21 protein-coding genes are annotated in these 21,438 nt (G+C 75.4%); 8 read left to right on the top strand and 13 right to left on the bottom strand.

Features of this window, described 5'->3' with window-relative positions; translation table 11 throughout:
- Positions 1–45: 45 nt before the first annotated feature.
- Together rsrA and GY42_RS01065 are read right to left on the bottom strand one after the other, a co-directional pair.
- A complete protein-coding gene (gene rsrA / locus GY42_RS01070; RefSeq protein WP_082131303.1) occupies positions 46–375 on the bottom strand; it encodes a mycothiol system anti-sigma-R factor in 330 nt (109 codons plus the stop codon).
- Complete coding sequence (locus GY42_RS01065; RefSeq protein ID WP_046527909.1) at positions 372–1,151, bottom strand: sigma-70 family RNA polymerase sigma factor; 780 nt, start codon at positions 1,149–1,151, stop codon at positions 372–374. The genes rsrA and GY42_RS01065 overlap by 4 nt, the downstream gene beginning before the upstream one ends.
- Positions 1,152–1,302: 151 nt before the next feature.
- On the opposite strand from GY42_RS01065, the gene GY42_RS01060 reads away from it, so the two are divergent.
- The 5 genes from GY42_RS01060 (at position 1,303) to GY42_RS01040 (ending at position 5,998) form a co-directional block, all read left to right on the top strand.
- Complete coding sequence (locus tag GY42_RS01060; protein WP_046527908.1) at positions 1,303–1,854, top strand: DoxX family membrane protein; 552 nt, start codon at positions 1,303–1,305, stop codon at positions 1,852–1,854.
- Positions 1,855–1,903: 49 nt separating this feature from the next.
- On the top strand, positions 1,904–3,220 hold the full coding sequence (aroA, locus tag GY42_RS01055; protein WP_052748150.1) for a 3-phosphoshikimate 1-carboxyvinyltransferase: 1,317 nt from the start codon (positions 1,904–1,906) through the stop codon (positions 3,218–3,220).
- Entirely contained in the window at positions 3,220–4,293 is a 1,074-nt protein-coding gene (rsgA, locus tag GY42_RS01050; RefSeq protein ID WP_046530387.1) for a ribosome small subunit-dependent GTPase A, read from the top strand. The genes aroA and rsgA overlap by 1 nt, the downstream gene beginning before the upstream one ends.
- A 118-nt stretch (positions 4,294–4,411) precedes the next feature.
- Complete coding sequence (gene hisN, locus GY42_RS01045) at positions 4,412–5,191, top strand: histidinol-phosphatase (protein ID WP_046527906.1); 780 nt, start codon at positions 4,412–4,414, stop codon at positions 5,189–5,191.
- Between the two features lie 54 nt (positions 5,192–5,245).
- Positions 5,246–5,998, top strand: coding sequence for a class I SAM-dependent methyltransferase (locus GY42_RS01040; RefSeq protein WP_046527905.1), 753 nt, complete (start codon positions 5,246–5,248; stop codon positions 5,996–5,998).
- A gap of 337 nt (positions 5,999–6,335) precedes the next feature.
- Here the strand turns inward: GY42_RS01040 and GY42_RS01035 are convergent, their stop codons facing one another.
- Together GY42_RS01035 and gltX are read right to left on the bottom strand one after the other, a co-directional pair.
- Positions 6,336–7,091, bottom strand: coding sequence for an HAD family hydrolase (locus GY42_RS01035; protein WP_046527904.1), 756 nt, complete (start codon positions 7,089–7,091; stop codon positions 6,336–6,338).
- Entirely contained in the window at positions 7,088–8,599 is a 1,512-nt protein-coding gene (gene gltX / locus GY42_RS01030) for a glutamate--tRNA ligase (RefSeq protein ID WP_152667192.1), read from the bottom strand. Before gltX ends, GY42_RS01035 begins: the two co-directional genes overlap by 4 nt.
- An 86-nt stretch (positions 8,600–8,685) precedes the next feature.
- Here gltX and GY42_RS01025 point away from each other — a divergent pair, with 86 nt between their 5' ends.
- A complete protein-coding gene (locus GY42_RS01025; protein WP_082131302.1) occupies positions 8,686–9,468 on the top strand; it encodes a GTP pyrophosphokinase in 783 nt (260 codons plus the stop codon).
- 28 nt (positions 9,469–9,496) lie between these two features.
- Here GY42_RS01025 and GY42_RS01020 read toward each other — a convergent pair whose 3' ends face one another.
- Entirely contained in the window at positions 9,497–10,285 is a 789-nt protein-coding gene (locus tag GY42_RS01020; RefSeq protein ID WP_046527903.1) for a fumarylacetoacetate hydrolase family protein, read from the bottom strand.
- A 14-nt stretch (positions 10,286–10,299) separates the two neighbouring features.
- Entirely contained in the window at positions 10,300–11,118 is an 819-nt protein-coding gene (locus GY42_RS01015) for a methyltransferase domain-containing protein (RefSeq protein WP_046527902.1), read from the bottom strand.
- Positions 11,119–11,262: 144 nt separating this feature from the next.
- Between GY42_RS01015 and GY42_RS01010 the strand changes: the two genes are divergently transcribed.
- Positions 11,263–12,330, top strand: a complete 1,068-nt coding sequence (locus GY42_RS01010) for a heparan-alpha-glucosaminide N-acetyltransferase domain-containing protein (protein WP_046527901.1) — start codon at positions 11,263–11,265, stop codon at positions 12,328–12,330.
- A 3-nt stretch (positions 12,331–12,333) separates the two neighbouring features.
- On the opposite strand, the gene GY42_RS01005 is transcribed toward GY42_RS01010, so the two are convergent.
- The 4 genes from GY42_RS01005 to GY42_RS00990 all read right to left on the bottom strand — a co-directional run bounded on the left by GY42_RS01005 (position 12,334) and on the right by GY42_RS00990 (position 15,589).
- A complete protein-coding gene (locus GY42_RS01005) occupies positions 12,334–13,143 on the bottom strand; it encodes an amino acid ABC transporter ATP-binding protein (protein ID WP_082131301.1) in 810 nt (269 codons plus the stop codon).
- A complete protein-coding gene (locus tag GY42_RS01000; protein WP_046527900.1) occupies positions 13,140–13,808 on the bottom strand; it encodes an amino acid ABC transporter permease in 669 nt (222 codons plus the stop codon). The genes GY42_RS01005 and GY42_RS01000 overlap by 4 nt, the downstream gene beginning before the upstream one ends.
- Positions 13,809–13,851: 43 nt before the next feature.
- Positions 13,852–14,640, bottom strand: a complete 789-nt coding sequence (locus tag GY42_RS00995) for an amino acid ABC transporter substrate-binding protein (RefSeq protein WP_046530383.1) — start codon at positions 14,638–14,640, stop codon at positions 13,852–13,854.
- Positions 14,641–14,935: 295 nt separating this feature from the next.
- On the bottom strand, positions 14,936–15,589 hold the full coding sequence (locus GY42_RS00990) for a pyridoxine/pyridoxamine 5'-phosphate oxidase (protein ID WP_046527899.1): 654 nt from the start codon (positions 15,587–15,589) through the stop codon (positions 14,936–14,938).
- 51 nt (positions 15,590–15,640) lie between these two features.
- On the opposite strand from GY42_RS00990, the gene GY42_RS00985 reads away from it, so the two are divergent.
- A complete protein-coding gene (locus GY42_RS00985; RefSeq protein ID WP_046527898.1) occupies positions 15,641–16,570 on the top strand; it encodes a hypothetical protein in 930 nt (309 codons plus the stop codon).
- Between the two features lie 253 nt (positions 16,571–16,823).
- Here the strand turns inward: GY42_RS00985 and GY42_RS00980 are convergent, their stop codons facing one another.
- The 3 genes from GY42_RS00980 to GY42_RS00970 form a co-directional block, all read right to left on the bottom strand.
- A complete protein-coding gene (locus GY42_RS00980; RefSeq protein ID WP_046527897.1) occupies positions 16,824–19,121 on the bottom strand; it encodes a beta-L-arabinofuranosidase domain-containing protein in 2,298 nt (765 codons plus the stop codon).
- Between the two features lie 73 nt (positions 19,122–19,194).
- Positions 19,195–19,626, bottom strand: coding sequence for a ribonuclease HI (gene rnhA, locus GY42_RS00975; protein ID WP_046530382.1), 432 nt, complete (start codon positions 19,624–19,626; stop codon positions 19,195–19,197).
- 69 nt (positions 19,627–19,695) lie between these two features.
- A complete protein-coding gene (locus GY42_RS00970) occupies positions 19,696–21,402 on the bottom strand; it encodes an AMP-binding protein (RefSeq protein ID WP_046527896.1) in 1,707 nt (568 codons plus the stop codon).
- Positions 21,403–21,438: the final 36 nt, after the last annotated feature.

Genomic DNA, 21,438 nt, shown 5'->3' with positions numbered 1-21,438 from the left:
GTCCCGCCCGGCGGCCGCGGGGCCGCCACGGTCACGGGTCGGTGGTCAGGAGTCCTGACCGGTCGCGGCACGCAGCCGCAGCACCGTGATCTGCTCGCGGATGCGCACGCGCAGCTCGGCGGGCGCCTCCTCCTGGCAGCAGCGCTTCACGAGCTGCTTCATGACGAGCTCGACCTGCTCCTCCTCGAAGCAGTCGGAGCACTCGTGCAGGTGCGCCTCGACGCGGTCGCGGTCGAGCACGCCGAGCTCGGAGTCGACGTACTCCCACAGCCGGTCCACGGCCTCGTCGCACCCGCACGGCGAGCCGGGCGCCGCGCGGCGCAGGTCCGCACCCGGCCGGACGCCGTCCGCCGGGCCGTCGCCGACCGCGCTCATCGCGCACCGCCCGCGGTGAGCCCACGTCCGCGCGCGTAGTCCGACAGCAGGTCGCGCAGCTGCGCGCGGCCACGGTGCAGCCGGGACATCACCGTCCCGATCGGCGTCCCCATGATCTCGGCGATCTCCTTGTACGCGAAGCCCTCCACGTCCGCGAGGTACACCGCGATGCGGAAGTCCTCGGGGATCTGCTGCAGCGCGTCCTTGACGTCGGAGTCGGGCAGGTGGTCGAGCGCCTCGGCCTCGGCCGAGCGCAGCCCGCGCGACGTGTGCGACTCGGCGCGCGCGAGCTGCCAGTCCTCCACCTCCTCCGACCGCGACTGCTGCGGCTCGCGCTGCTTCTTGCGGTAGGAGTTGATGTACGTGTTGGTGAGGATGCGGTACAGCCACGCCTTGAGGTTCGTGCCCGGGCGGTACTGGTGGAACGCGGCGAACGCCTTGGTGAAGGTCTCCTGGACCAGGTCCTCGGCGTCCGCGGGGTTGCGCGTCATGCGCAGCGCCGCGCCGTAGAGCTGGTCCAGGTGGACCAGCGCCTCCGCCTCGAACCGGTCGCTGCGGGCGGCGTCGTCCTCGCCGACCGGGGCACGCGTCGTGCCCTCGTCGTCGAGGCCCGCAGGGCTCTCAGGGTGCTCGCTCATCGCCCACGAGCCTAGTGCTCCGACCTGGACGTCACCTGAGGAGACGGTGAGACCCCACGGTGTGACGACCGGCACGGTCCCGCCCGTCGGGACGGCGGCGACCGCGGGGGCCTCGGGGGTGGCGACTGCACAGCTCATGCCACCCCCAACAGCGACGCGCGGCGTGCGCATTCCCGTACGGTGTCGCACGGTGCGCACGGCGCACGCGCGTGGGCGCGCCGCCTCCCGGGTCCGGCACTAGCGTGGGAGGCACCGCGCGTCCGCGGTGGAAGTCCCGGAGGAGGAGCCCGTGCTGCTGCGCCGCATCGCCCGACCCCTGTTCGCCTCGTGGTTCGTCAGCCAGGGGGTGGACGCGCTGCGGCACCCCGCGGCGCACGCGCAGGTCGTGCGCGACGGCGTCGACGGCCTGCGCGGACGCGTGCCCGCGTCCGCGCGGCGACGCGCCCCCGGCCCCCTCGGCCGCGCGCTGGCGGGCGAGATCTCCGACAAGGAGCTCGCGACGCTCGCGCAGGCGCACGGCGCCGCGATGGTCGTCGCCGGTGCGATGCTCGCGGTCGGGCGCGCACCGCGCGCCGCCGCGCTGGCGCTCGCCGGGCTGACGCTGCCGGTCGTCGCGGTCAACCTGCCGGTGGGCCGCTCCGGCACGCTGACGAAGGACGAGCGCCGCGAGCGCTCCGAGCGGCTCGTGCGCGCGCTGTCGTTCACAGGGGGTGCGGTGCTCGCGGGCATCGACCTCGAGGGGCGCCCGGGCGTCGCGTGGCGCGTGCAGCACGCGCGCACCGACCGCGCGGCGCTGAAGGCGGCGCGCGCGGCCGAGGCCGCCCGGCACACGACCGACTGAGGGTGGACGCCGCAGGGCCGCGACACCGGTCGCCGCTAGCCTGAACGGCATGACGAGCCTGCACGCCGACCCGTGGTCCGCCCCCGTCGCCGACGGGCCGATCGACGCGACCGTCGCGGTGCCGGGCTCGAAGTCGCTGAGCAACCGCTACCTCGTGCTCGCGGCGCTCGCCGACGGCCCGAGCACGCTGCGCTCGCTGCTCGTGTCGCGGGACACGCGGCTCATGGCGGACGCGCTGCGGGCGCTCGGGGTCGGCGTCGAGCTCGATGACGACGCCGTCCGCGTGACGCCCGGTGAGCTGCGCGGGGCCGTCACCGTCGACTGCGGCCTCGCGGGCACCGTCATGCGCTTCCTGCCGCCCGTCGCGGCGCTCGCCGACGGCCCGGTCCGGTTCACGGGCGACGCCGAGGCGCTCGTCCGTCCCATGGGTCCGCTGCTGCAGGGCCTGCGCGCGCTCGACGTGCGCGTCGACGACGACGGCGAGCCGGGCCACCTGCCGTTCACGGTGCACGGCCGCGGTGCGGTCCGCGGCGGCAGCGTCGACGTCGATGCGTCGGGCTCGAGCCAATTCGTCTCTGGCCTGCTACTCGCCGCGGCGCGGTTCGACCAGGGCCTGACGCTGCGCCACACCGGGCCGACGCTGCCGAGCCTGCCGCACATCGAGATGACGGTCGACGTGATGCGCGCCGCGGGCGTCGTCGTCGACGACTCGCGCCCCGAGATCTGGCACGTCGAGCCCGGCACGGTCGCGGGGCGCGACGTGCAGGTCGAGCCCGACCTGTCGAACGCCGCGCCGTTCCTGTGCGCCGCGATGGTCGCGGGGGGCTCGGTGCGCGTCCCGGGGTGGCCCGCGCGCACGACGCAGCCCGGCGGCCTGCTGCCCGGGATCCTCACGCGCATGGGCGCGACCGCCACGCTCGACGGCGACGTGCTGACCGTCACCGGCACGGGCGAGGTGCGCGGCGTGGACCTCGACCTGCGCGCGGCCGGCGAGCTCGCACCCACGATCGCGGCGCTCGCGGCCCTCGCGGGCTCCCCCACGCGGCTGCGCGGCATCGCGCACCTGCGGGGTCACGAGACCGACCGGCTCGCGGCCCTCGCGGCCGAGATCACGCGGCTGGGCGGCCAGGCCGAGCAGACGTCCGACGGCCTGGTGATCACGCCGCGGCCGCTGCACGGCGGCACGTGGCGCACGTACGCCGACCACCGCATGGCGACCGCGGGTGCGCTCGTGGGCCTGCGCGTGCCGGGCGTCGCGGTCGAGGACGTCGCCACGACCGCCAAGACGCTGCCCGGGTTCGTCGACCTGTGGGCGGGCATGCTCGCGGGCACGACGCCGGCCGGTGCGACGGGGCCGACGGCCTGATGGCGCAGCGGCGCTACGACGAGCGGGACGTGCGGATCCGTCCCGGCCGCGGCTCGCGCCCCCGCACCAAGCAGCGCCCCGAGCACGCCGACGCGCTGACCGCGATGGTCGTCGCGGTCGACCGCGGGCGCTACACCGTGCTCGTCGACCCCGGCGGCCCGGACGAGACGCGCGTGCTGGCGATGAAGGCCCGCGAGCTGGGCCGCGAGCGCGTGGTCCCGGGCGACCGCGTCGACGTCGTCGGCGACACGACCGGCGAGGACGGCACGCTCGCGCGCATCGTGCGGATCGGCGAGCGGCGCACGGTGCTGCGGCGCACGGCCGACGACACCGACCCCGTCGAGCGCGTGATCGTCGCCAACGCCGACCGGCTCGTCGTCGTCACCGCGCTGGCCGACCCGGAGCCGCGCACGCGCATGATCGACCGCTGCGTCGCCGCGGCGTACGACGCCGGCATGGAGGTGCTGCTCGCGCTCACCAAGGCCGACCTCGCGGACCCCGCCGAGCTCACGGCGCTGTACGCGCCGATCGGCGTGGAGGTGGTCGCGACGCGGCGCGTGACCGACCCGGTCACGGGCGCGTCGACGATCGAGGGCCTGGACGAGCTGCGCGACGCGCTGCGCGGCGAGATCTCGGTGCTGGTCGGGCACTCGGGGGTCGGCAAGTCGACGCTCGTCAACGCGCTCGTCCCCGACGCGCGGCGCGCGACGGGCGTGGTCAACGACGTGACCGGCCGCGGTCGTCACACGTCGACGTCGGCGGTCGCGCTCGAGGTCCCGGACGCGGGCGCACCGACCTGGGTGATCGACACGCCGGGCGTGCGGTCGTTCGGGCTCGCGCACGTGGACCCCGCGCACCTGCTGCACGCGTTCGCGGACCTCGACGAGGTCGCGCGCGAGTGCCCGCGCGGCTGCACGCACCTGGCCGACGCACCGGACTGCGCGCTCGACGAGTGGGTGGCCGCCGCCGGCGACGACGCGACGCGTGCGGCGCGGGCCGCGCGGCTGGACTCGTTCCGTCGCCTGCTCGTGAGCCGCCTCGGCACCGCGGACGCGGACGACACGCGCGCCTGACGGCGGCGGCGCGCGTCCGCACGGGCGGACCCTCCCCCACGCGGACGTCGCGCTTGGGTAGGTTGACGCGCGGACCGGCCGCGCCGTGACCGGCCCGGGGACCGACGAGGGAGCGACGATGGCGTACGACGACGACCTGCGGCTCGCGCACGTGATCGCCGACCAGGTCGACGCGCTGACGATGTCGCGGTTCAAGGCCATGGACCTGCAGGTCGAGACGAAGCCGGACCTCACGCCCGTCTCGGACGCCGACCGCGCCGCCGAGGACCTCGTGCGCGCCCAGCTGTCGCGCGCGCGCCCGCGCGACGCGGTGCACGGCGAGGAGCGCCACGACACGGGCCACGGCCCGCGCCGGTGGGTGGTCGACCCGATCGACGGGACCAAGAACTTCGTGCGCGGCGTGCCGGTGTGGGCGACGCTGCTGGCCCTCATGGACGGCGACGAGGTCGTCGTCGGCGTGGTGTCCGCCCCGGCGCTGGGGCGGCGCTGGTGGGCCGCGCAGGGCACGGGCGCGTGGACGGGGCGGTCGCTCGCGGCGGCCACGCGCCTGCACGTGTCGAAGGTCGCGTCGCTCGAGGACGCGTCGTTCTCGTACTCGAGCCTCACCGGCTGGGAGGAGCACGGCCGCCTCCCGCAGTTCATGGACCTGCAGCGACGCGTGTGGCGCACGCGCGCGTACGGCGACTTCTGGTCGTACGTGCTGGTCGCCGAGGGCGCGGTCGACGTCGCCGCGGAGCCCGAGCTCGAGCTGTACGACATGGCCGCGCTCGTGCCGGTCGTCACCGAGGCGGGCGGGCGGTTCACGTCGCTGCGCGGCGTCGACGGCCCGCACGGCGGCGACGCGCTGGTGACCAACGGCCTGCTGCACGACGACGCGCTGGCGGCGCTCACGCCCTGAGCCGTCGGGCCCGATCTGACGGGACCCCCGACACGTCGACCCCGAGGAGGTGCCGTGACCGGCAGCACGGACGACCGGCACGCCGCGCACGCGGCGTCGTTCACGCACCAAGCCGACGAGTACGCGGCGGTCCGCCCGGGCTACCCGCCCGCGGCCGTCGACCTGCTCGTGCCGCCGGGGGCACGCGACGTGCTGGACCTCGCGGCCGGCACCGGCAAGCTCACGGCGGCGCTCGTCGGGCGCGGGCTGCGCGTGGTCGCCGTCGAGCCCGCCGCGGGCATGCGCGAGCAGCTCGCGGCCGCGCTGCCCGGCGTCGAGCTGCACGACGGCAGCGCCGAGGCGATCCCGCTGCCGGACGCGTCGGTCGACGTCGTGACCGTCGCGCAGGCGTGGCACTGGTTCGACGAGCCCGCCGCGGCCGCCGAGGTCGCGCGCGTGCTGCGCCCGGGCGGGACCCTCGGGATCGTGTGGAACGACCGCGACGAGGACGTGCCGTGGGTCGGCGCGTACGGCGCGCTGCTGCACGAGGCCGCGGGCCCGCAGCTCGCGCGCGACACGCACCCCGAGCCCGGCGACGCGTTCACGGACGTCCTGCGCACCGACGTGCGCTGGGACCACGTGCTGACGCCCGACGAGCTCGTGCGCCTCGCCGGCACGCGCTCGTACGCGATCGTGCTGCCGCCCGACGAGCGCGCGGCCCTGCTCGACCGCGTGCGCACGCTCGTCACGACCCACCCCGACCTGGCCGGCCGCCCGCGCGTCCCGGTCCCCTACGTGACCCGCGTCTACACGACCCGCCGCCGCTGACCTCGACGCCCGGCGAGCCCCACGCGGGCAACGACGCGTCGAGCCCGGCGCGCCCGGCCCTGGACCCGAACACCGCGACGACGAGCGGTCGCCGACCGCGCCACCCCGACCGACCACTGGTCACCTCGGACGCACGACCACCCGGAGCAGCACTCCGACGTGACCAGTGGTCGCCCTGTGAGCCACCCGACCGACCACTGGTCACCTCGGACGCACGACCACCCGAGCAGTGGCCACATCGTGACCAGTGGCCGTCGGACGTGTCGACGAATCGACCAGTGGTCCCCCCGAACGCGCCGAGGTGACCAGTGGTCGGGCAGTGGCCGTCGCGCCGACGTCAGGGGTGCGACGTCACCCCGAGGACGGTCGGCAGCTCGGCGAGGTCGTGGATCACGTGGACGCCCGCGGCGGCGACGTCGGCCTCGGTGACCGGCACGCGGCGCGGTCCGGGCCGGTCGAGCCACACCCCGACGAGCCCCGCGGCGCGCGCGGCGGCGGCGTCGACGTCGAGCTCGTCGCCCACGTACGCCGTGCGGGCCGGGTCAGTACCCAGCCGCGCGCAGCCCTCGAGGAAGACGCGCGGGTTTGGCTTGCCGACGCCGAGCGTGTCGACGCCCACGAGCACCTCGACGCGGTCCGCCAGCCCGGCGCGCGTGAGCTTGTCGGTCTGGTAGCCGACGCGCGCGTTGGTCAGCGCGCCCACGCGCACCCCGGCGGCCAGCAGCGCGTCGAGCGCGGGGACGGCGTCGTCGTGCGCGGCCCAGCCGTCGGCGAACGCGGCGTCGAACACCGCGTCCCACGCGTCGTAGGCCGCGTCGTCGAGCACCGGGCCGCCCACGGCCGCGTGCAGCTCGTTCGCACGAGTCATGCGCTGCTGCCGGAACGTCTGCTCGCCGCGCGTGTACGCGCGGTAGTGACCACCCGGGTCGGCGCGCCACAGCGCGAGAGCGGCGTCGAGGTCGGCCCCCGGCGCGTACCGGTCGAGCACGGCCGCGAGCGCGCCGCGGAACGCGTCCCGCGTCGCGACGAGCGTGTCGTCGACGTCGAGCAGGACCCCGTCGATCCCCGACGCCCCCGCCGCCTCCCGCGTCACAGGCCCGCGCGCAGGCGTGCGAGGCGCGCGAGCGTCGCGTCCTTGCCGAGGATATCCATCGACTCGAACAGCGGCGGCGACACGCGACGGCCCGTCAGGGCGACGCGCAGCGGCGTGTAGGCGAACCGTGCCTTGATGCCGAGCCCGCCCTCCTCGGTGGGTGCCACGAGCGCCGCTGCCAGCGCGGTCTGCGTCGCCTCGGTGGTGAACCCGTCGGCGGGCAGGTCGCCCAGCACGCGCGCGGCGGTGTCGATCACGTCGGCGGCCTCGGGGCGCAGCGCCGCGCGCGCGTCCTCGACGACCTCGACCGCGTCGTCCGCCACGAACAGGAAGCCGAGCATGCCGACGGCCTCGCCCAGCAGCGTCATGCGCTCCTGCACGAGCGGCGCGCCCGCGTCGAGCAGCGCGCGGTGCTCGGGCGCGAGGTCCGCGTACGAGTCGGCGGGCACCAGGCCGGCGGCGTGCAGGTACGGCACGAGCCGGTCGCGGAAGTCCTCGGGCGCGAGCAGGCGCACGTGCGCGGCGTTGATCGCCTCGGCCTTCTTGAGGTCGAACCGCGCCGGGTTCGGGTTGACGTCGGCGACGTCGAACTTCTCGACCATCTCGGCGACCGAGAAGATGTCGCGGTCGGGGGCGATGGACCAGCCGAGCAGCGCGAGGTAGTTGAGCAGGCCCTCGGGCGTGAAGCCGCGCTCGCGGTGCAGGAAGAGGTTGGACTCGGGGTCGCGCTTCGAGAGCTTCTTGTTGCCCTCGCCCATGACGTACGGCAGGTGGCCGAACTGCGGCATCACCGTCGCGACGCCCAGCTCGAGCAGCGCGCGGTACAGCACGACCTGCCGCGGGGTCGACGACAGCAGGTCCTCGCCGCGCAGCACGTGCGTGATGCCCATGAGCGCGTCGTCGACCGGGTTGACCAGCGTGTACAGCGGGTGCCCGTTGCCGCGGACGATCACGTAGTCCGGCACGGAGCCGGCCTTGAACGTGACGTCGCCGCGCACGAGGTCGGTGAACGTCACGTCCTCGTCGGGCATGCGCATCCGGAGGACGGCCTCGCGGCCCTCGGCGCGGTACGCGGCCTTCTGCTCGTCGGTGAGGTCGCGGTCGAAGCCGTCGTACCCGAGCTTGGGGTCCCGGCCCGCGGCACGGTGCCGGGCCTCGACCTCCTCGGGGGTCGAGAACGACTCGTACGCGTACCCGCCCTCGAGCAGGCGGCGCACGACGTCGCGGTACAGGTCGTACCGCTGCGACTGCCGGTACGGCTCGTGCGGGCCGCCGACCTCGACGCCCTCGTCCCAGTCCATGCCGAGCCAGCGCAGCGCGTCGAGCAGCTGCTCGTACGACTCCTGCGAGTCGCGCGCCGGGTCGGTGTCCTCGATGCGGAACACGAACGTGCCGCCCACGTGGCGGGCGTACGCCCAGTTGAACAGCGCCGTCCGGATGAGACCGACGTGGGGCGTGCCGGTCGGGGACGGGCAGAAACGGACGCGCACGGGGGTGCTGGCGGGCACGGGACACCTCGGGTCTGGCGGCGGTGGGATCGACGTCAGCCTACCGAGCGCGGAACGCGACGACGTGCACGGACGTTGGGCTGGGCATGGCACCGGGGACGACCTCCACGCAGCAGACCGACGCGACGCCGGGAGGTCTGGTCCAGACCGTGCGGGACCAGGTGGCGACCCACCTCGAGCCGGGGCTCGGCACCGGGGTCATCACGACGGTGCGCGACGCGCAGCGCGAGCTCGCCCGGTTCCGCATGGGCTACGAGTTCGGCATCGAGGAGATGCTCACCAAGATCCGGATCCTGCGCTCGGAGTTCCGCCAGACGCACGACCACAACCCGATCGAGCACGTGACGTCACGCCTGAAGTCGATCGACTCGATCCTGGAGAAGACGACGCGCTACGGCTGCGCGGCCGACCCGGAGACGATCCGCGAGCGCATCCTCGACATCGCGGGCATCCGCATCACGTGCAGCTTCGTGTCCGACGCGTACTGGGTCGCGGACATGCTCGCGTCGCAGCCCGACGTCGAGGTCGTGCGGCGCAAGGACTACATCGCGGAGCCGAAGCCCAACGGCTACCGGTCGCTGCACCTCATCGTGCGGATCCCGGTGTTCCTGTCGGACCGCACCGAGCACGTGCCCGTGGAGGTGCAGATCCGCACCATCGCGATGGACTTCTGGGCGAGCGTCGAGCACAAGCTGTCGTACAAATACCACGGCGCGCTGCCCGAGGACCTGCGCACCGAGCTGCTCGACGCCGCGGTGACGGGCGCCGAGCTCGACGCGCGCATGGGGCGGCTGCGCGCCGAGGTCCGGGACCTGGGCGCGGAAGGCGCGACGGGCACCCCGCCGGGGACCGACACGCGTCCGGCCTGACCCCGGCGGGGCCGTCGGGTCGCCGCCGTCAGGGCGTGCGGCGCAGCACCGGGTTGCGCAGCACGCCGATCTCCTCGACCTCGACCTCGACGACGTCGCGGTGGTCGATGCGGCCGACGCCCGCGGGCGTGCCGGTGAGGATGACGTCGCCCGGCAGCAGCGTGAACACCTCGGACGCGTAGGACACGAGGTACGCGACGTCGAACACCATCTGCGACGTGCGGCCGTCCTGGCGCGTCTCGCCGTTGACGCGCGCGGTCACCGCGAGGTCGTCGACCTCGAGCCCCGGCACGACCCACGGGCCGAGCGGGCACGACGAGTCGAAGCCCTTGCCGCGCGTCCACTGCGCGTCGGAGCGCTGCACGTCGCGTGCCGTGACGTCGTTGGCGACCGTGTAGCCGAAGACGTGCTGCAGCGCGCGCTCCGGCGGGACGTCCTTGGTGACCTTGCCGATGACGACCGCGAGCTCGGCCTCGTGCTCGACGTGCTCGGTCCAGTCGGGCAGGACGATCGGGTCGTCGGGGCCGATCACCGACGTGTTGGGCTTGAGGAACAGCAGCGGCTGCGTCGGCACGTCGTTGCCGTGCTCGGCCGCGTGGTCGGCGTAGTTGCGCCCGACGCCGACGATCTTGGACCGCGGGATCACGGGGGCGAGCAGCCGCACGCCGTCGTCGTCGAGGCGGACCCGCTCGCCCGTGGGCTGCACGGGCGTGTAGATCGGGTCGCCCGTGATGACGACGAGCTCCTCACGGCCGGGCTCGCCCTCGACGAGCGCGTAGCGGGGGTCGGAACCGGTGGTGAACCTGGCGATGCGCACGGGCCCACCCTAGGTCAGACGCGCGCGAGCACCTCGCCGTGCGGCACCGCGAACCAGCCGTCGAGGGACTGGCCCCACTCGCGCCACGCGTCGGCGAGCAGCTCGAGGCCGACCTCGTCGGCGAGCTTGTGCGCCATGGCCTGCACCGCGAAGTTCGACGCGACGCAGCGGTCGGCCCACAGCCCGGCCCACCAGGCACGGTCCTCGGGCGTCGCGTAGCACCAGATGCCCGCGCCGGGCGCGATGCCGGCGGGGTCGAAGCCCGCGTCGCGCACCCACGACAGCAGGCGGCGGCCCGCGTCGGCCTCGGCGCCGTTCGCCTCGGTGACCTCGTGGTAGAGGGCCTGCCACTCGTCGAGCCCGTGGTGCTCGGGGTACCAGGTCATGGCCGCGTAGTCGGCGTCGCGCACCGCGACCACGCCGCCCGGGCGCGTGACGCGGCGCATCTCGCGCAGCGCGGCGACGGGGTCGGTGAGGTGCTGGAGCACCTGGTGCGCGTGCACGACGTCGAAGGAGTCGTCCGGGAAGTCGAGCGCGTACGCGTCGCCCACCTGGAACGTGACGTTGTCGGCGCCCGCCTCCTGCGCGTGCTCGACGGCCGCCTCGAGGACCTTCGCCGAGCGGTCGACGCCGATCACCTCGCCGGGCGCGACGCGCGACGCGAGGTCCACCGTGACGGTGCCCGGGCCGCAGCCCACGTCGAGCACGCGCTGGCCCGGGGCGAGCGCGGGCAGCAGGTAGCCGGCCGAGTTCTCGGCCGTGCGCCAGCGGTGGGAGCGCAGCACGCTCTCGTGGTGGCCGTGCGTGTAGACGTCGGGAGTGCGGGTGGTCACCAGGGCACTGTAGGCGCGCCTTCCGGGCGGTAACCACAACGCGGGACCGATCGACTCACATGCTGAGAACGCCTCACCCGGTCGTGGGCGCCGTCGACGGCGCCGCTCGCGGACGCCCCGGCACCGTCCGCATAGGCTGCGCGGGTGCGACGCATCGTCGGGGTGGACACCGCCAGGGGGCTCGCGGTGCTGGGCATGGTCACGGCGCACGTGGGCCCCGACGACGCGTGGCGCACGACGCCGCCGGGCGGCTGGTCGCAGCTCGCCGACGGGCGCCCGTCGGCGCTGTTCGTGCTGCTCGCGGGCGTCGGGCTCGCGCTGCTGTCCGGCGGCGACCGGCCCGTGGACGGCACGCGCCTGGTGCAGGCGCGGCTGCGGGTCCTGGTGCGCGCGGCGCTGCTCGTGGTGCTCGGCACGGTCCTCGTGCTGCTGGAGACGCCGGTCGTCGTGATCCTCGTCGTCTACGGCGCGCTGTTCGTGGCCGGGGCCGTGGTGCTGCGCTGGCCACGGTGGGCGCTCGTCGCGGCCGCGGTCGCCGTCGCGGTCGTCGGGCCGGTGCTGCGGCTGCTGCTCGTCCGGCACGTCACGATCGTCGACGAGCGTCCGCTCGACCTGCTGACGGTGCTGCTCGGCCACTACTACCCCGCCGTCGTGTGGGTCGCGTACGTGCTGGTCGGGCTCGCCGTGGGGCGCAGCGACCTGCGGTCGGCGCGCACGCACGCGTGGCTCGCGGCGTGGGGTACGGGCCTCGTCGTCGTCGGGCACGGCGGTGCGTGGGCGGCGCGCCTCGCGCTGGGTCGCGTCACCGAGCTCACGACGGCGGAGCCGCACGCGTCGACGTCCTTCGAGGTCGCGGGCAACACCGGCGTCGGGCTGCTCGCGCTCGCCGCGTGCCTCGCGGTCGGGCTGCGGTGGCCGCGCGCGCTCGCGCCGCTGAGCGCGACCGGGGCGCTCGCGCTCACGGCCTACACGGGCCAGCTGGTCGCGATCACGCTGCTGGGCGACGACGTGGTGTGGCAGCCGACGACGGCCGGGTGGTGCGCGTTCCTGCTGGTCACCGTCGGCGCGTGCTGGCTGTGGCACGCGACGCTGGGCCGCGGGCCGCTCGAGCGCCTGCTGCACGTCGTGTCGACCCGCGCGGCCGACGTCGCACCCGACGCGCTGCCGCCGCGCCGGGACACCGCCCCGGCCGCGGCCGACACGACGCCCTGAGGGTCAGAGCGGGTCGAGGATCCGCTGCAGGAACCGGCGCGTGCGCTCCTGGCGCGGGTCGCCCAGCACGTCGCCGGGCCGCCCCTCCTCCACGACGACCCCGCCGTCCATGAACATGACGTGATCGGCGACCTGCCGCGCGAACCGGATCTCGTGCGTGACGACGACCATCGTCCAGCCCTCCGCCGCGAGGTCGCGCATGACCGACAGCACCTCGCCGACGGTCTCGGGGTCGAGGGCCGACGTCGGCTCGTCGAACAGCAGGAGGCGCGGACGCAGCGCGAGCGCGCGGGCGATCCCCACGCGCTGCTGCTGACCGCCCGACAGCTCGTGCGGGTAGGCGCCCGCCTTGTCGGCGAGCCCCACCTTCGCGAGCAGCGCGGTCGCCTCCGCCTCGGCCTGCGCGCGCGGTCGACGCTGGGCGTAGACCGGGCCCTCGGTGACGTTCTGCAGGGCGGTGCGGTGCGGGAACAGCTGGTGCGACTGGAACACCATGCCGGACGTCGCGCGCAGGCGGCGCAGCAGCGCGGGCGAGGGACGCGCGGCCATGTCGACCTCGACGTCGTCGACCCGGACCGTGCCGGCCTCGGGCACCTCGAGCGAGTTGAGGCAGCGCAGCAGCGTCGTCTTGCCGGACCCCGAGGGGCCGATGAGCACCGTCACGCTGCCGCGCGCCACCGTGAGGTCGATGCCACGCAGCACGTGCAGGTCCCCGAACGACTTGGTGAGCCCCCGCACCTCGACCAGGGGGCGGGCGTCGCCCGTCGTACCGGTGCCGTCCGTCACGGCGTCCTCCTCCCTCGCGCCGCTCATCGGGCCACGAACCGGTCGAGCCGGCGCTCGAGGCGGGCCTGCGCGCTCGACAGCACCAGGCAGATGAGCCAGTAGATCACCGCGGCCAGCGAGTACAGCGCCATGAACTCGTACGTCGGCGCCGCGATCTCCTGCGCCTTGCGCAGCAGCTCGGTCACCATGATCGTCGAGGCCAGCGACGTGTCCTTGACCAGCGAGATGAACGTGTTGGACAGCGGCGGGACGGCCACGCGCACGGCCTGCGGCAGCACGACGCGCCGCAGCGTCAGCGTGTGGTCCAGGCCGATGGTCGCGGCCGCCTCCCACTGGCCCTTCGGCACCGAGAGGATCGCCGCGCGGATGATCTCGGCGGCGTACCCGCCGACGTTGAGCGAGAACGCGACGACCGCCGACGGGAACGGGTCGATGACGATGCCCAGCGACGGCAGCGCGTAGAAGATGAGGAACAGCTGCACGAGCAGCGGCGTGCCGCGGATCACCGACACGTACGCGCGCGCCAGGCCCGACACGACGCGCCGCCGCGACAGCCGCGCGAGCGCGACCAGCAGCGCCAGCACGAGGCCGAGCGCGAACGAGATCAGCGTGAGCGGGATCGTGCCGCGGACCGCACCCGACAGCAGCGGCCCGATCGACGACAGCACGAGGTCCCAGGTGTCCGAGGTCACCGCGCCCGCTCCCCCTCCCGCTCGTCCGCCGGCCGGTGCGGCGTCACTGCGAGACGTCCTGGCCGAACCACTTCTCGGAGATCGTGGCGAGCGTGCCGTCGGCACGGAGCGTCGCGAGCGCCTCGTCGATCTTCGGGGTGAGGTCCGAGCCCTTGCGCAGCGCGAACGCCTGCTCGACGGTGTCGCCGGTCTCGAACGCGATCTTCACCGACGTGTCCCCCGAGGACTTGAGGTAGTCGAGCACCGCGAGGTCGTCGTTGAACGTGACGTCGATGCGCCCCTGCTTCAGCAGCGCCATGGCCTGCGTGAGGCCCTCGACGGACTCGACCTGCGCGCCGGCGTCACGCGCGACCTGCGACCAGTTCGACGTCGCCGACTGCGCGGCGGTCTTGCCGCTGACGTCCGCGAGGGACGTGATGCTCGTGTCGTCGGCGGCCACCACGGCGACGCCCGTCGACACCGTGTACGGCGCGGACAGGTCGTACTTGCCCTGGCGCTCGTCGGTCACCGTGACCTGGTTGGCGACCACGTCGTAGCGCTTCGCCTCGAGGCCCGCGAAGATCGAGTCCCACGTGGTCTCGGAGAACTCGACCGGCATGCCGAGCTCGTCGGCGACCGCCGTGATGACCTCGACGTCGTACCCCGTGAGCTCGCCGTCCGCGTCGTGGAACGTGAACGGCGAGTAGGTGCCCTCGGTGCCGACGCGCAGCACGTCACCGCCGGCGGACGCGGACGCGCCGCCGCCCGGGGCGTCGCCGGACGAGCAGGCCGCGAGCGCCCCCACGGCGAGCAGGACGGAGGCGGCGAGGAGGCGACGGGGCGTGCGGGACATGAGGGGACCTTTCGAGGGGCGGCGCCGGTGGTCGACGCCGGGGCGGGGGCCCGGGACCAGCGTGCCCCGGGGCGGGGTGCGGCGCTCGACGAACGAGCGCGGCGCGGCCGGGAGAACGGCGCGCGGGACCGGAGCGGTCCGGTCGGTGAGGAGAGCCCTCAGCGACAGCGACGACAGGGACGACACGCGGCGGTGAGCAGCTCACCGGGGGTCGTCGTCATGCGGCCGAGGCTAGCACCGCGGGGCGCGTGACCGGGGTCACCACCGGGCGCCGGGCGGTGCCGCGGGAGTCGGATCACGGCCAGACGAGGCGGTGCGTCCAGCCCGCGTCGTCGCGGCGGTAGACGAGCCGCACGTGCGCGCGGTCGGCGCTGCCCTGCCAGAACTCGACCTCCTCGGGCACCACGAGCCACGCCTGCCACGACGGCAGGACGAACCCCGGGTCGGAGTCGACCCGCGCACGGGCGGCGGTCATGGCGTCGCGCAGCTCGTCGAGCGAGCCCAGCGGCCCGCCGGGGCGCACGCCGGCCGCGGCGGCGCGCGACGCGGGCGACCGCGCGAGGTAGTCGGCCGCCGACGCGTCGGCGCCGAGGTGCCGGGCGGCACCCGTGACGCGCACCTGCCGCACGACCGCGGGCCACCAGAACCCCAGCGCGGCCCGCGGGTTGGCCGCGAGGTCGGCGGCCTTGGCGCTGCGTGCGTCGGTCGCGAACGCGAACCCGTCGGGGCCGACGTCCTTGAGGATCAGCACGCGCGCGGACGGGCGGCCGGCGGCGTCTGCGGTCGCGAGGGTCGCGGCGTGCGGCTCGGGCGCGCCCGCGTCGACCGCGGCGGCGAACCAGTCCGTGAAGAGGTCGAGCGGGTCGTCGGGCGCCGCGTCCGGGTCGAACGGCAGGGGCGTGCCCGCCAGGGCGGGCAGGGACCGCAGCAGCTCGCGCACGCACGCCATCGTCCCGGGCCGGGCGACGGTCGGCAACGGCTCGCGACCTACCCTGGTGCCGTGCCCTCCCCCGCCCCTCCCGTGCCGGCCGTGCTCGACGCGGCCACGTGGTCGTCGCGCTCCGACGCGCACGCCGCGCGCGCGGACGCCGCGACGGCCGGGCACCGCGCGCGCCGCTCGCGCCACGAGAAGCACGCGGTCGAGGACTTCCTGTTCGAGTACTACCCGGCCACGCCGGGGCAGCTGCGGCGCTGGCACCCCGGGGCGGGTGTCGCGCTCGCACCGGGGGCGGACGGCCCGGCGCCGCACGCCGCGTGGCGCTGGTACCGCACGGCCGACGACGGCACGGTCGCGCTCGACGTCGACGCGTTCGCCGCGGCGCGCGGCGACACCGTGCGGTTCGTCACCACGCTGCTGGCGGCCACCGCGGCACGGCCGGCCGCGACCGGGTGCTTCGGGCTGCACGAGTGGGCGATGGTCTACCGCGAGCACGCGGGCGCGCACCGGCACGCGCTGCCGCTGCGCCTCGGCGAGTCCGGCACCGACGCGGTGGTCGAGGCGCACCGCATCCGGTGCACGCACTTCGACGCGTTCCGGTTCTTCACGCCCGAGGCCGTCGGCCGCAACACGCTGACCCCGACGCGCGAGACCCAGACCGCCATGGAGCAGCCCGGGTGCCTGCACGCCGCGATGGACCTCTACAAGTGGGCCCTCAAGCTCGGGCCGCTCGTGCCGGGTGACCTGCTGCTCGACTGCTTCGACCTCGCGCGCGAGGTCCGCACGACCGACATGCAGGCCAGCCCGTACGACGTGACGACGTACGGGCTCGAGCCCGTCGCGATCGAGACCCCCGACGGCAAGGCCGAGTACGTGCGTCGGCAGCGCGACTACGCCGCACGTGGCAACGCGCTGCGTGCACGGCTCCTGGCGGCCGCCTCACCGGTCGCACCGACGCCGTCCCACCCGTCACCGACCACCGACCTCCCCTGACGCCGCTCCTCCTCTGACGCCACCCACCACCGCCGGGTGCGGGGTCCTGCCGTTCCAGAGCCCGCGAAACCGGCCGGACCCCGCGTTCGACGGGTGGGTCGTGGGTGGGGTCGTGGACGGCACCGCTGGCGGTCGAACGCGGGGTTCTGCTGCTTCTGGGCCCGCGAAACCGGCGGAACCCCGCGTTCAGGGCCTTCGACGGCCGGTGGGCGGACGGGCCGAGTCGGGGGCGTCCGGTCGGGTGGTCGACGGGTCAGGCCGCTCCGGTCAGCAGGTGGACGGCGACGACCGGCGGCGTCGGGCCCGATGCGTCCGCCTCGAACGCGACCGCACGACCGCCCGGCGCGGCCGCGTCCCCGCCGGCGAACGGGCCGAGCACGAGGTCCGCCGTGCGCGTGCCCGCGGCGGAGTCCGCGACCTCGAGCGTGCCGACCTCGGCGCCGTCGACGAGCACGCGCGCGACGCCGGGCTGCGCGAGGTACGTCACGCGCAGCACCGCGCCGCGGCCCTCGGGGTCGGCCAGCCGGTAGGAGAACCGCTCGCGCGTCGCGCGCCAGTGCCGTCCGTCGTCGGTCGCGCCGGTCCACGTGCCGGTGCCGGCGTACCGGTGGTCGGTCTCGGGCTGCTGCTCGCCGCACGCGACCGCGTCGACCGTGCGGGCCGCGAGGCCGAGCTGCGCGTCGTCGGCGGCCGCGAGCGCGGCGCGGCGCGCGGGCACGTCGGCGGCGGTCGGCACGACCGGCAGGTAAAGCGTGTAGCGCGCGTCGTGCAGGGTCGCGAACGGCTCGAGCACGAGCGGGTCGTCGGCGCCGCGGTCGAGCACGAACGTGCCGTCGCCGGCGGGGTGCAGCGCGGCCGCGAGGTCGGCGTCGGAGCCGACGAGCAGCGGCGCCGCGGACAGCGGGCGCAGCGGCCCGTGGGCGACGTGCCCCATGCGCGCGTCGTCGGCGCGCAGACCCACGAGGTCGTCGCCGTCGCCGCGGACCGCGAGCGCGTGCGGGCCCCAGCGCAGCGCGACCCACGCGTCGTCGCCCGGCAGCCGCTCGGCCGCCGCGCCGGCGACCAGCCGCCACGCGAGCGTCTCGCCGCCGTGCCACGTGCGGCGCACCGTGACGTAGCCGGTGCGCTCGCCGGGGCCGCCGACGGGCGCGCCGTCGAGCGTGAGCACCACGTCGTCGCGCGCCCACGCGGGCCGGCGCACGTGCACCGCGAGGTCGGTGGGGGCGTCGACGTCGACCGTGAGCGCGACGTCCGTGACGGGTGCGGGCGTGGGGTAGGTCGACGCGAGGCGCACACGCACGCCGCGCTCGGCCCAGTCGAGCGTCGAGGGCACGGGCAGGTTGACCAGCAGGTCGTCGCCCGCGTGCGCGTACGCGAGCTCGCCGAGCCGCGCGTACGTCTCCATCGCGGTGCCGACGCAGCACCACATGCAGTCGTCGCGCGTCGAGTACACGCGGTAGTGGCCCGGGCGCGCGGACGTGAAGTACACGAACCCGCCGTCGGGGTGCTGCGCGGACAGCACGTGGTTGACGAGCTGGCGCTCGGCCGCGTCGAGCAGGGTCGTGTCGCCCGTGAGCGCGTAGAGCCGCCGCTCGACCTCGAGCAGGTTCGCGGTGTTGCACGACTCGGGGCCCTCGCGGTGCGTGACGTGCGCGGCCGCGTCGGGCGTGAAGTGCTCGGACACCGAGTTGCCGCCGAACACGAGCGTCCGGCGGTCGAGCACGGTCCGCACGAACGCGGCGGCGGCGTCGGCCTCGCCGATCGCGGGCCAGCCGACGACCTTGGCGATCTGCGTGTTGGCGTGCAGCCCGTCGAGCGCGTCGCGCCCCGCGCGCAGCGGTGCGAGCAGCTCCTCGTCGGCGAACCGCCGTGCGAGGGCCGCGTAGCGCGCGTCGCCCGTGAGCTCGGCGAGGTCGGCGTACGCCTCGCACATGCCGCCGAACTCGGTGCGCAGCATGCGGGCGAACGCGGCGTCGTCGAGGCGGTCGGACAGCGCGACGCCCCAGTCGGCGAGGCGCACGGCGACGGCGAGCGCGCGGACCGCGACGTCAGCGGGTGCGTGCCGGGCGGCGTCGACCAGGCCCGCGTACGTCTTGTGCACGTTGTACCAGGGCACCCACGCGCCGCCGAGGTCGAACGTGCCCGCCTCGGCGCCGCCCGACGCGACCGACTCCCACAGCGCGACCCCGCCGGGCACTCCCCCGACGTACCCCGTGCCGAGCGCGTCCTGGCAGGCCGCGAACCCGTCGACGAGCGCACGGGCCAGGTCCGCGGCGCGCGCGTCACCCGTCGCGGCCCACAGCAGCGACGCCGCGGACAGCGCGTGCCCGCCGATGTGCCCGTCGAGCCCGATGGACTCCCAGCTGCCGTACGGCTCGGCGACCGGCGGCAGTCCCGCCTCGCGACGGAACGGCGCGAGCAGCCGGTCCGGGTCGAGGCCCAGGACGTACGCGAGGTCGGTGCGCTGCGCGGCGGCGAACGGGCCGTCGGCCAGGCGGACGGCGTGCAGCGGGAACAGGGTCACGGGCGCGGTGGTGGCGGCGGTGCTCACGGCGCCCAGCCTGGCACGTGTAACGATCAACTTCCAGGCGCGTGGCGACGCGCGCGAGGCCGCCCCGGAGCCGTCAGACGACGCCCGCGCGCACCTGCGCGACGCCCTGGTTCGCGAGCGCGTCGGCACGCTCGTTGCCGGGGTCGCCCGCGTGCCCCTTCACCCAGACCCACGTGACGTGGTGCCGCGCGACCTCCTCGTCGAGGGCCTGCCACAGCTCCTTGTTCTTGACGGGCTTCTTCTCCCCCGTGAGCCAGCCGTTGCGCTTCCAGCCCGGCAGCCACTTGGTGAGGCCGTTCATCACGTACGTCGAGTCGACGTGCAGCGTCACCCGGCAGGGCCGGCGCAGCGCACGCAGCCCCTCGATCACGGCCGTGAGCTCCATGCGGTTGTTGGTCGTGGCGGCCTCACCGCCGAAGAGCTCCTTCTCCTGGTCGCCGAACCGCATCCAGGCGCCCCAGCCCCCGACGCCGGGGTTGCCCTTGCAGGCGCCGTCGGTCCACATCTCCACCAGGGGCTGCTCGTCGTTCACGCTCACGCGCACACGGTACGGCGTCGGGCGGGCCCGCCCGTGTCAGGCGTGGGTGTGGAGGTTGTCCCGCACGACGCGGCGCAGCACCTTGCCGACCTGCGAGCGCGGCAGGTCGGGCAGCACGACGAGCCGGCGCGGCAGCGCGTACCGGGCCAGGCGCGTCTCGCACCACGCGCGCACGGCCGCGAGGTCGACGCCGGGCACGTCGCCGTCGAGCACGATCGCGGCGACGACGCGCTCGCCGAGGTCGCCCGCGGGCTCGCCGACGACCGCGACGTCGAGGATGCCGGGCATGCCGCGCAGGTGGTCCTCGACCTGCGACGGGTACACCTTGAACCCGCCGGTGACGATCATCTCCTTCATGCGGTCGACGAGGACGACCATGCCGTCGTCGTCGACGCGCACGACGTCACCGGTGCGCAGCCAGCCGTCGGGCAGCAGCTGCTCGGCCGTCTCCTCGGGGCGCTGCCAGTAGCCGGCGAACACCTGCGGGCCGGAGATGAGCAGCTCGCCCTGCTCGCCGGGCGCGACCTCGCGCGTCGGGTCCTCCTGGTCGACCACGCGGATGCGCGTCGAGGGGAACGGCAGGCCGAGCGCACCGGGGCGGCGGTCCTGCGTCAGGGGGCTGCCGAGCGCGACGGGCGAGGTCTCGGTCATGCCGTAGCCCTCGACGACGAGGCCGCCCGTGACGCGCTCCCAGCGCTCGGCGGTCTCGCGCGGCAGCGCCATGGCGCCGCTGATCGCGTACCGGAACGACGTGAGGTCGGCGCCGGACTCCTCGGCGGCGGCCGCGAGCCGGTCGAGCATGGGCGGCACCGCGGGCAGGAACGTGCCGGGCCGGCGGCGCTGCGCGGCCAGCACGCGCGCGGGGTCGAAGTTCGGGAGCACGACGAGCGTGGCCGCGATGCGCACCGAGTACGTGAGGCAGAGCGTGAGACCGAAGGCGTGGAAGAACGGCAGGACGCCGTAGACGACCTCGGTGCCGTTCTCGGCCTGCGTCCACGCCTGGCCCTGGATCGTGTTGGCGAGCAGGTTGCGGTGCGTCAGCACGGCGGCCTTGGGCGTGCCGGTGGTGCCGCCGGTGTACTGCAGCAGCGCGACGTCCTCGGGGCGCGGCTCGTCGTGGCCCTCGGCCGCGATCCACGCGGGCACGGTGCGCAGCAGGCGGTGCCAGTGCGGGACGCCCGCCGGCACGGGACCGCGCATGGCGTCGCGCGTGCGGCGCGCGGCGGGCAGCGGCAGGCGCAGCGCGGCGCGCGCGGCACGCGGCAGGTCGGCGGACAGGTCGACCGCGACGACGCGCCGCAGCGCGGTGCGGTCCTGCGCCTCCAGGACGCGCGGCACGGCCTGCTCCCAGACGAGCGCGACGGTCGCGCCGGAGTCGGCGAGCTGGTGCGCGAGCTCGTCGGCGGTGTAGGTGGGGTTGTGCTCGACGACGACGGCGCCGAGGCGCAGCACGGACCAGAACGCGACGAGGTGCGACGTGCAGTTGGGCAGCACGAGCGCGACGCGGTCGCCCGCGCGCACGCCGAGGCCGTGCAGCACGCGCGCGCCGAGCTCGACGCGCTCGCCGAGCTCGCGGTAGGTGGTGGTCGCGCCGAGGAAGTCGACCGCGACACGGTCGGGGTGCTCGCGCACGGCGCGGTCGAGCGTCGCGGTGAGCGGCTCGTCGGGGATCTCGACGTCGCGCGGGACGCCGACGGGCCACGCGGCGGGGAGGTCGACGGGTGCGGAGCGGTGCTGCGTCACGGCACGATCTTAACCTACGCAACCGTAAGTTACTGG

Origin of the sequence: Cellulomonas sp. FA1 (assembly GCF_000986825.1) — a bacterium.
Classification (GTDB): Bacteria; Actinomycetota; Actinomycetes; order Actinomycetales; family Cellulomonadaceae; genus Cellulomonas; species Cellulomonas iranensis.
The sequence above is the reverse complement of the archived record's forward strand: the minus strand, read 5'-3'. Positions and strand labels throughout refer to the sequence as shown.

Excerpts from the sequence above, each read along its gene's own strand:
- GY42_RS00990 (WP_046527899.1), bottom strand. The coding sequence starts at position 15,589 with ATGGCGTGCGTGCGCGAGCTGCTGCGGTCCCTGCCCGCCCTGGCGGGC.
- GY42_RS01005 (WP_082131301.1), bottom strand. The coding sequence starts at position 13,143 with ATGAGCGGCGCGAGGGAGGAGGACGCCGTGACGGACGGCACCGGTACG.
- rnhA (WP_046530382.1), bottom strand. The coding sequence starts at position 19,626 with ATGTGGACCGACGGCGCCTGCAAGGGCAACCCCGGCGTCGGGGGCTGG.
- rsgA (WP_046530387.1), top strand. The coding sequence starts at position 3,220 with ATGGCGCAGCGGCGCTACGACGAGCGGGACGTGCGGATCCGTCCCGGC.
- GY42_RS01065 (WP_046527909.1), bottom strand. The coding sequence starts at position 1,151 with ATGAGCTGTGCAGTCGCCACCCCCGAGGCCCCCGCGGTCGCCGCCGTC.
- GY42_RS00995 (WP_046530383.1), bottom strand. The coding sequence starts at position 14,640 with ATGTCCCGCACGCCCCGTCGCCTCCTCGCCGCCTCCGTCCTGCTCGCC.
- rsrA (WP_082131303.1), bottom strand. The coding sequence starts at position 375 with ATGAGCGCGGTCGGCGACGGCCCGGCGGACGGCGTCCGGCCGGGTGCG.
- GY42_RS01025 (WP_082131302.1), top strand. The coding sequence starts at position 8,686 with ATGGCACCGGGGACGACCTCCACGCAGCAGACCGACGCGACGCCGGGA.
- hisN (WP_046527906.1), top strand. The coding sequence starts at position 4,412 with ATGGCGTACGACGACGACCTGCGGCTCGCGCACGTGATCGCCGACCAG.
- aroA (WP_052748150.1), top strand. The coding sequence starts at position 1,904 with ATGACGAGCCTGCACGCCGACCCGTGGTCCGCCCCCGTCGCCGACGGG.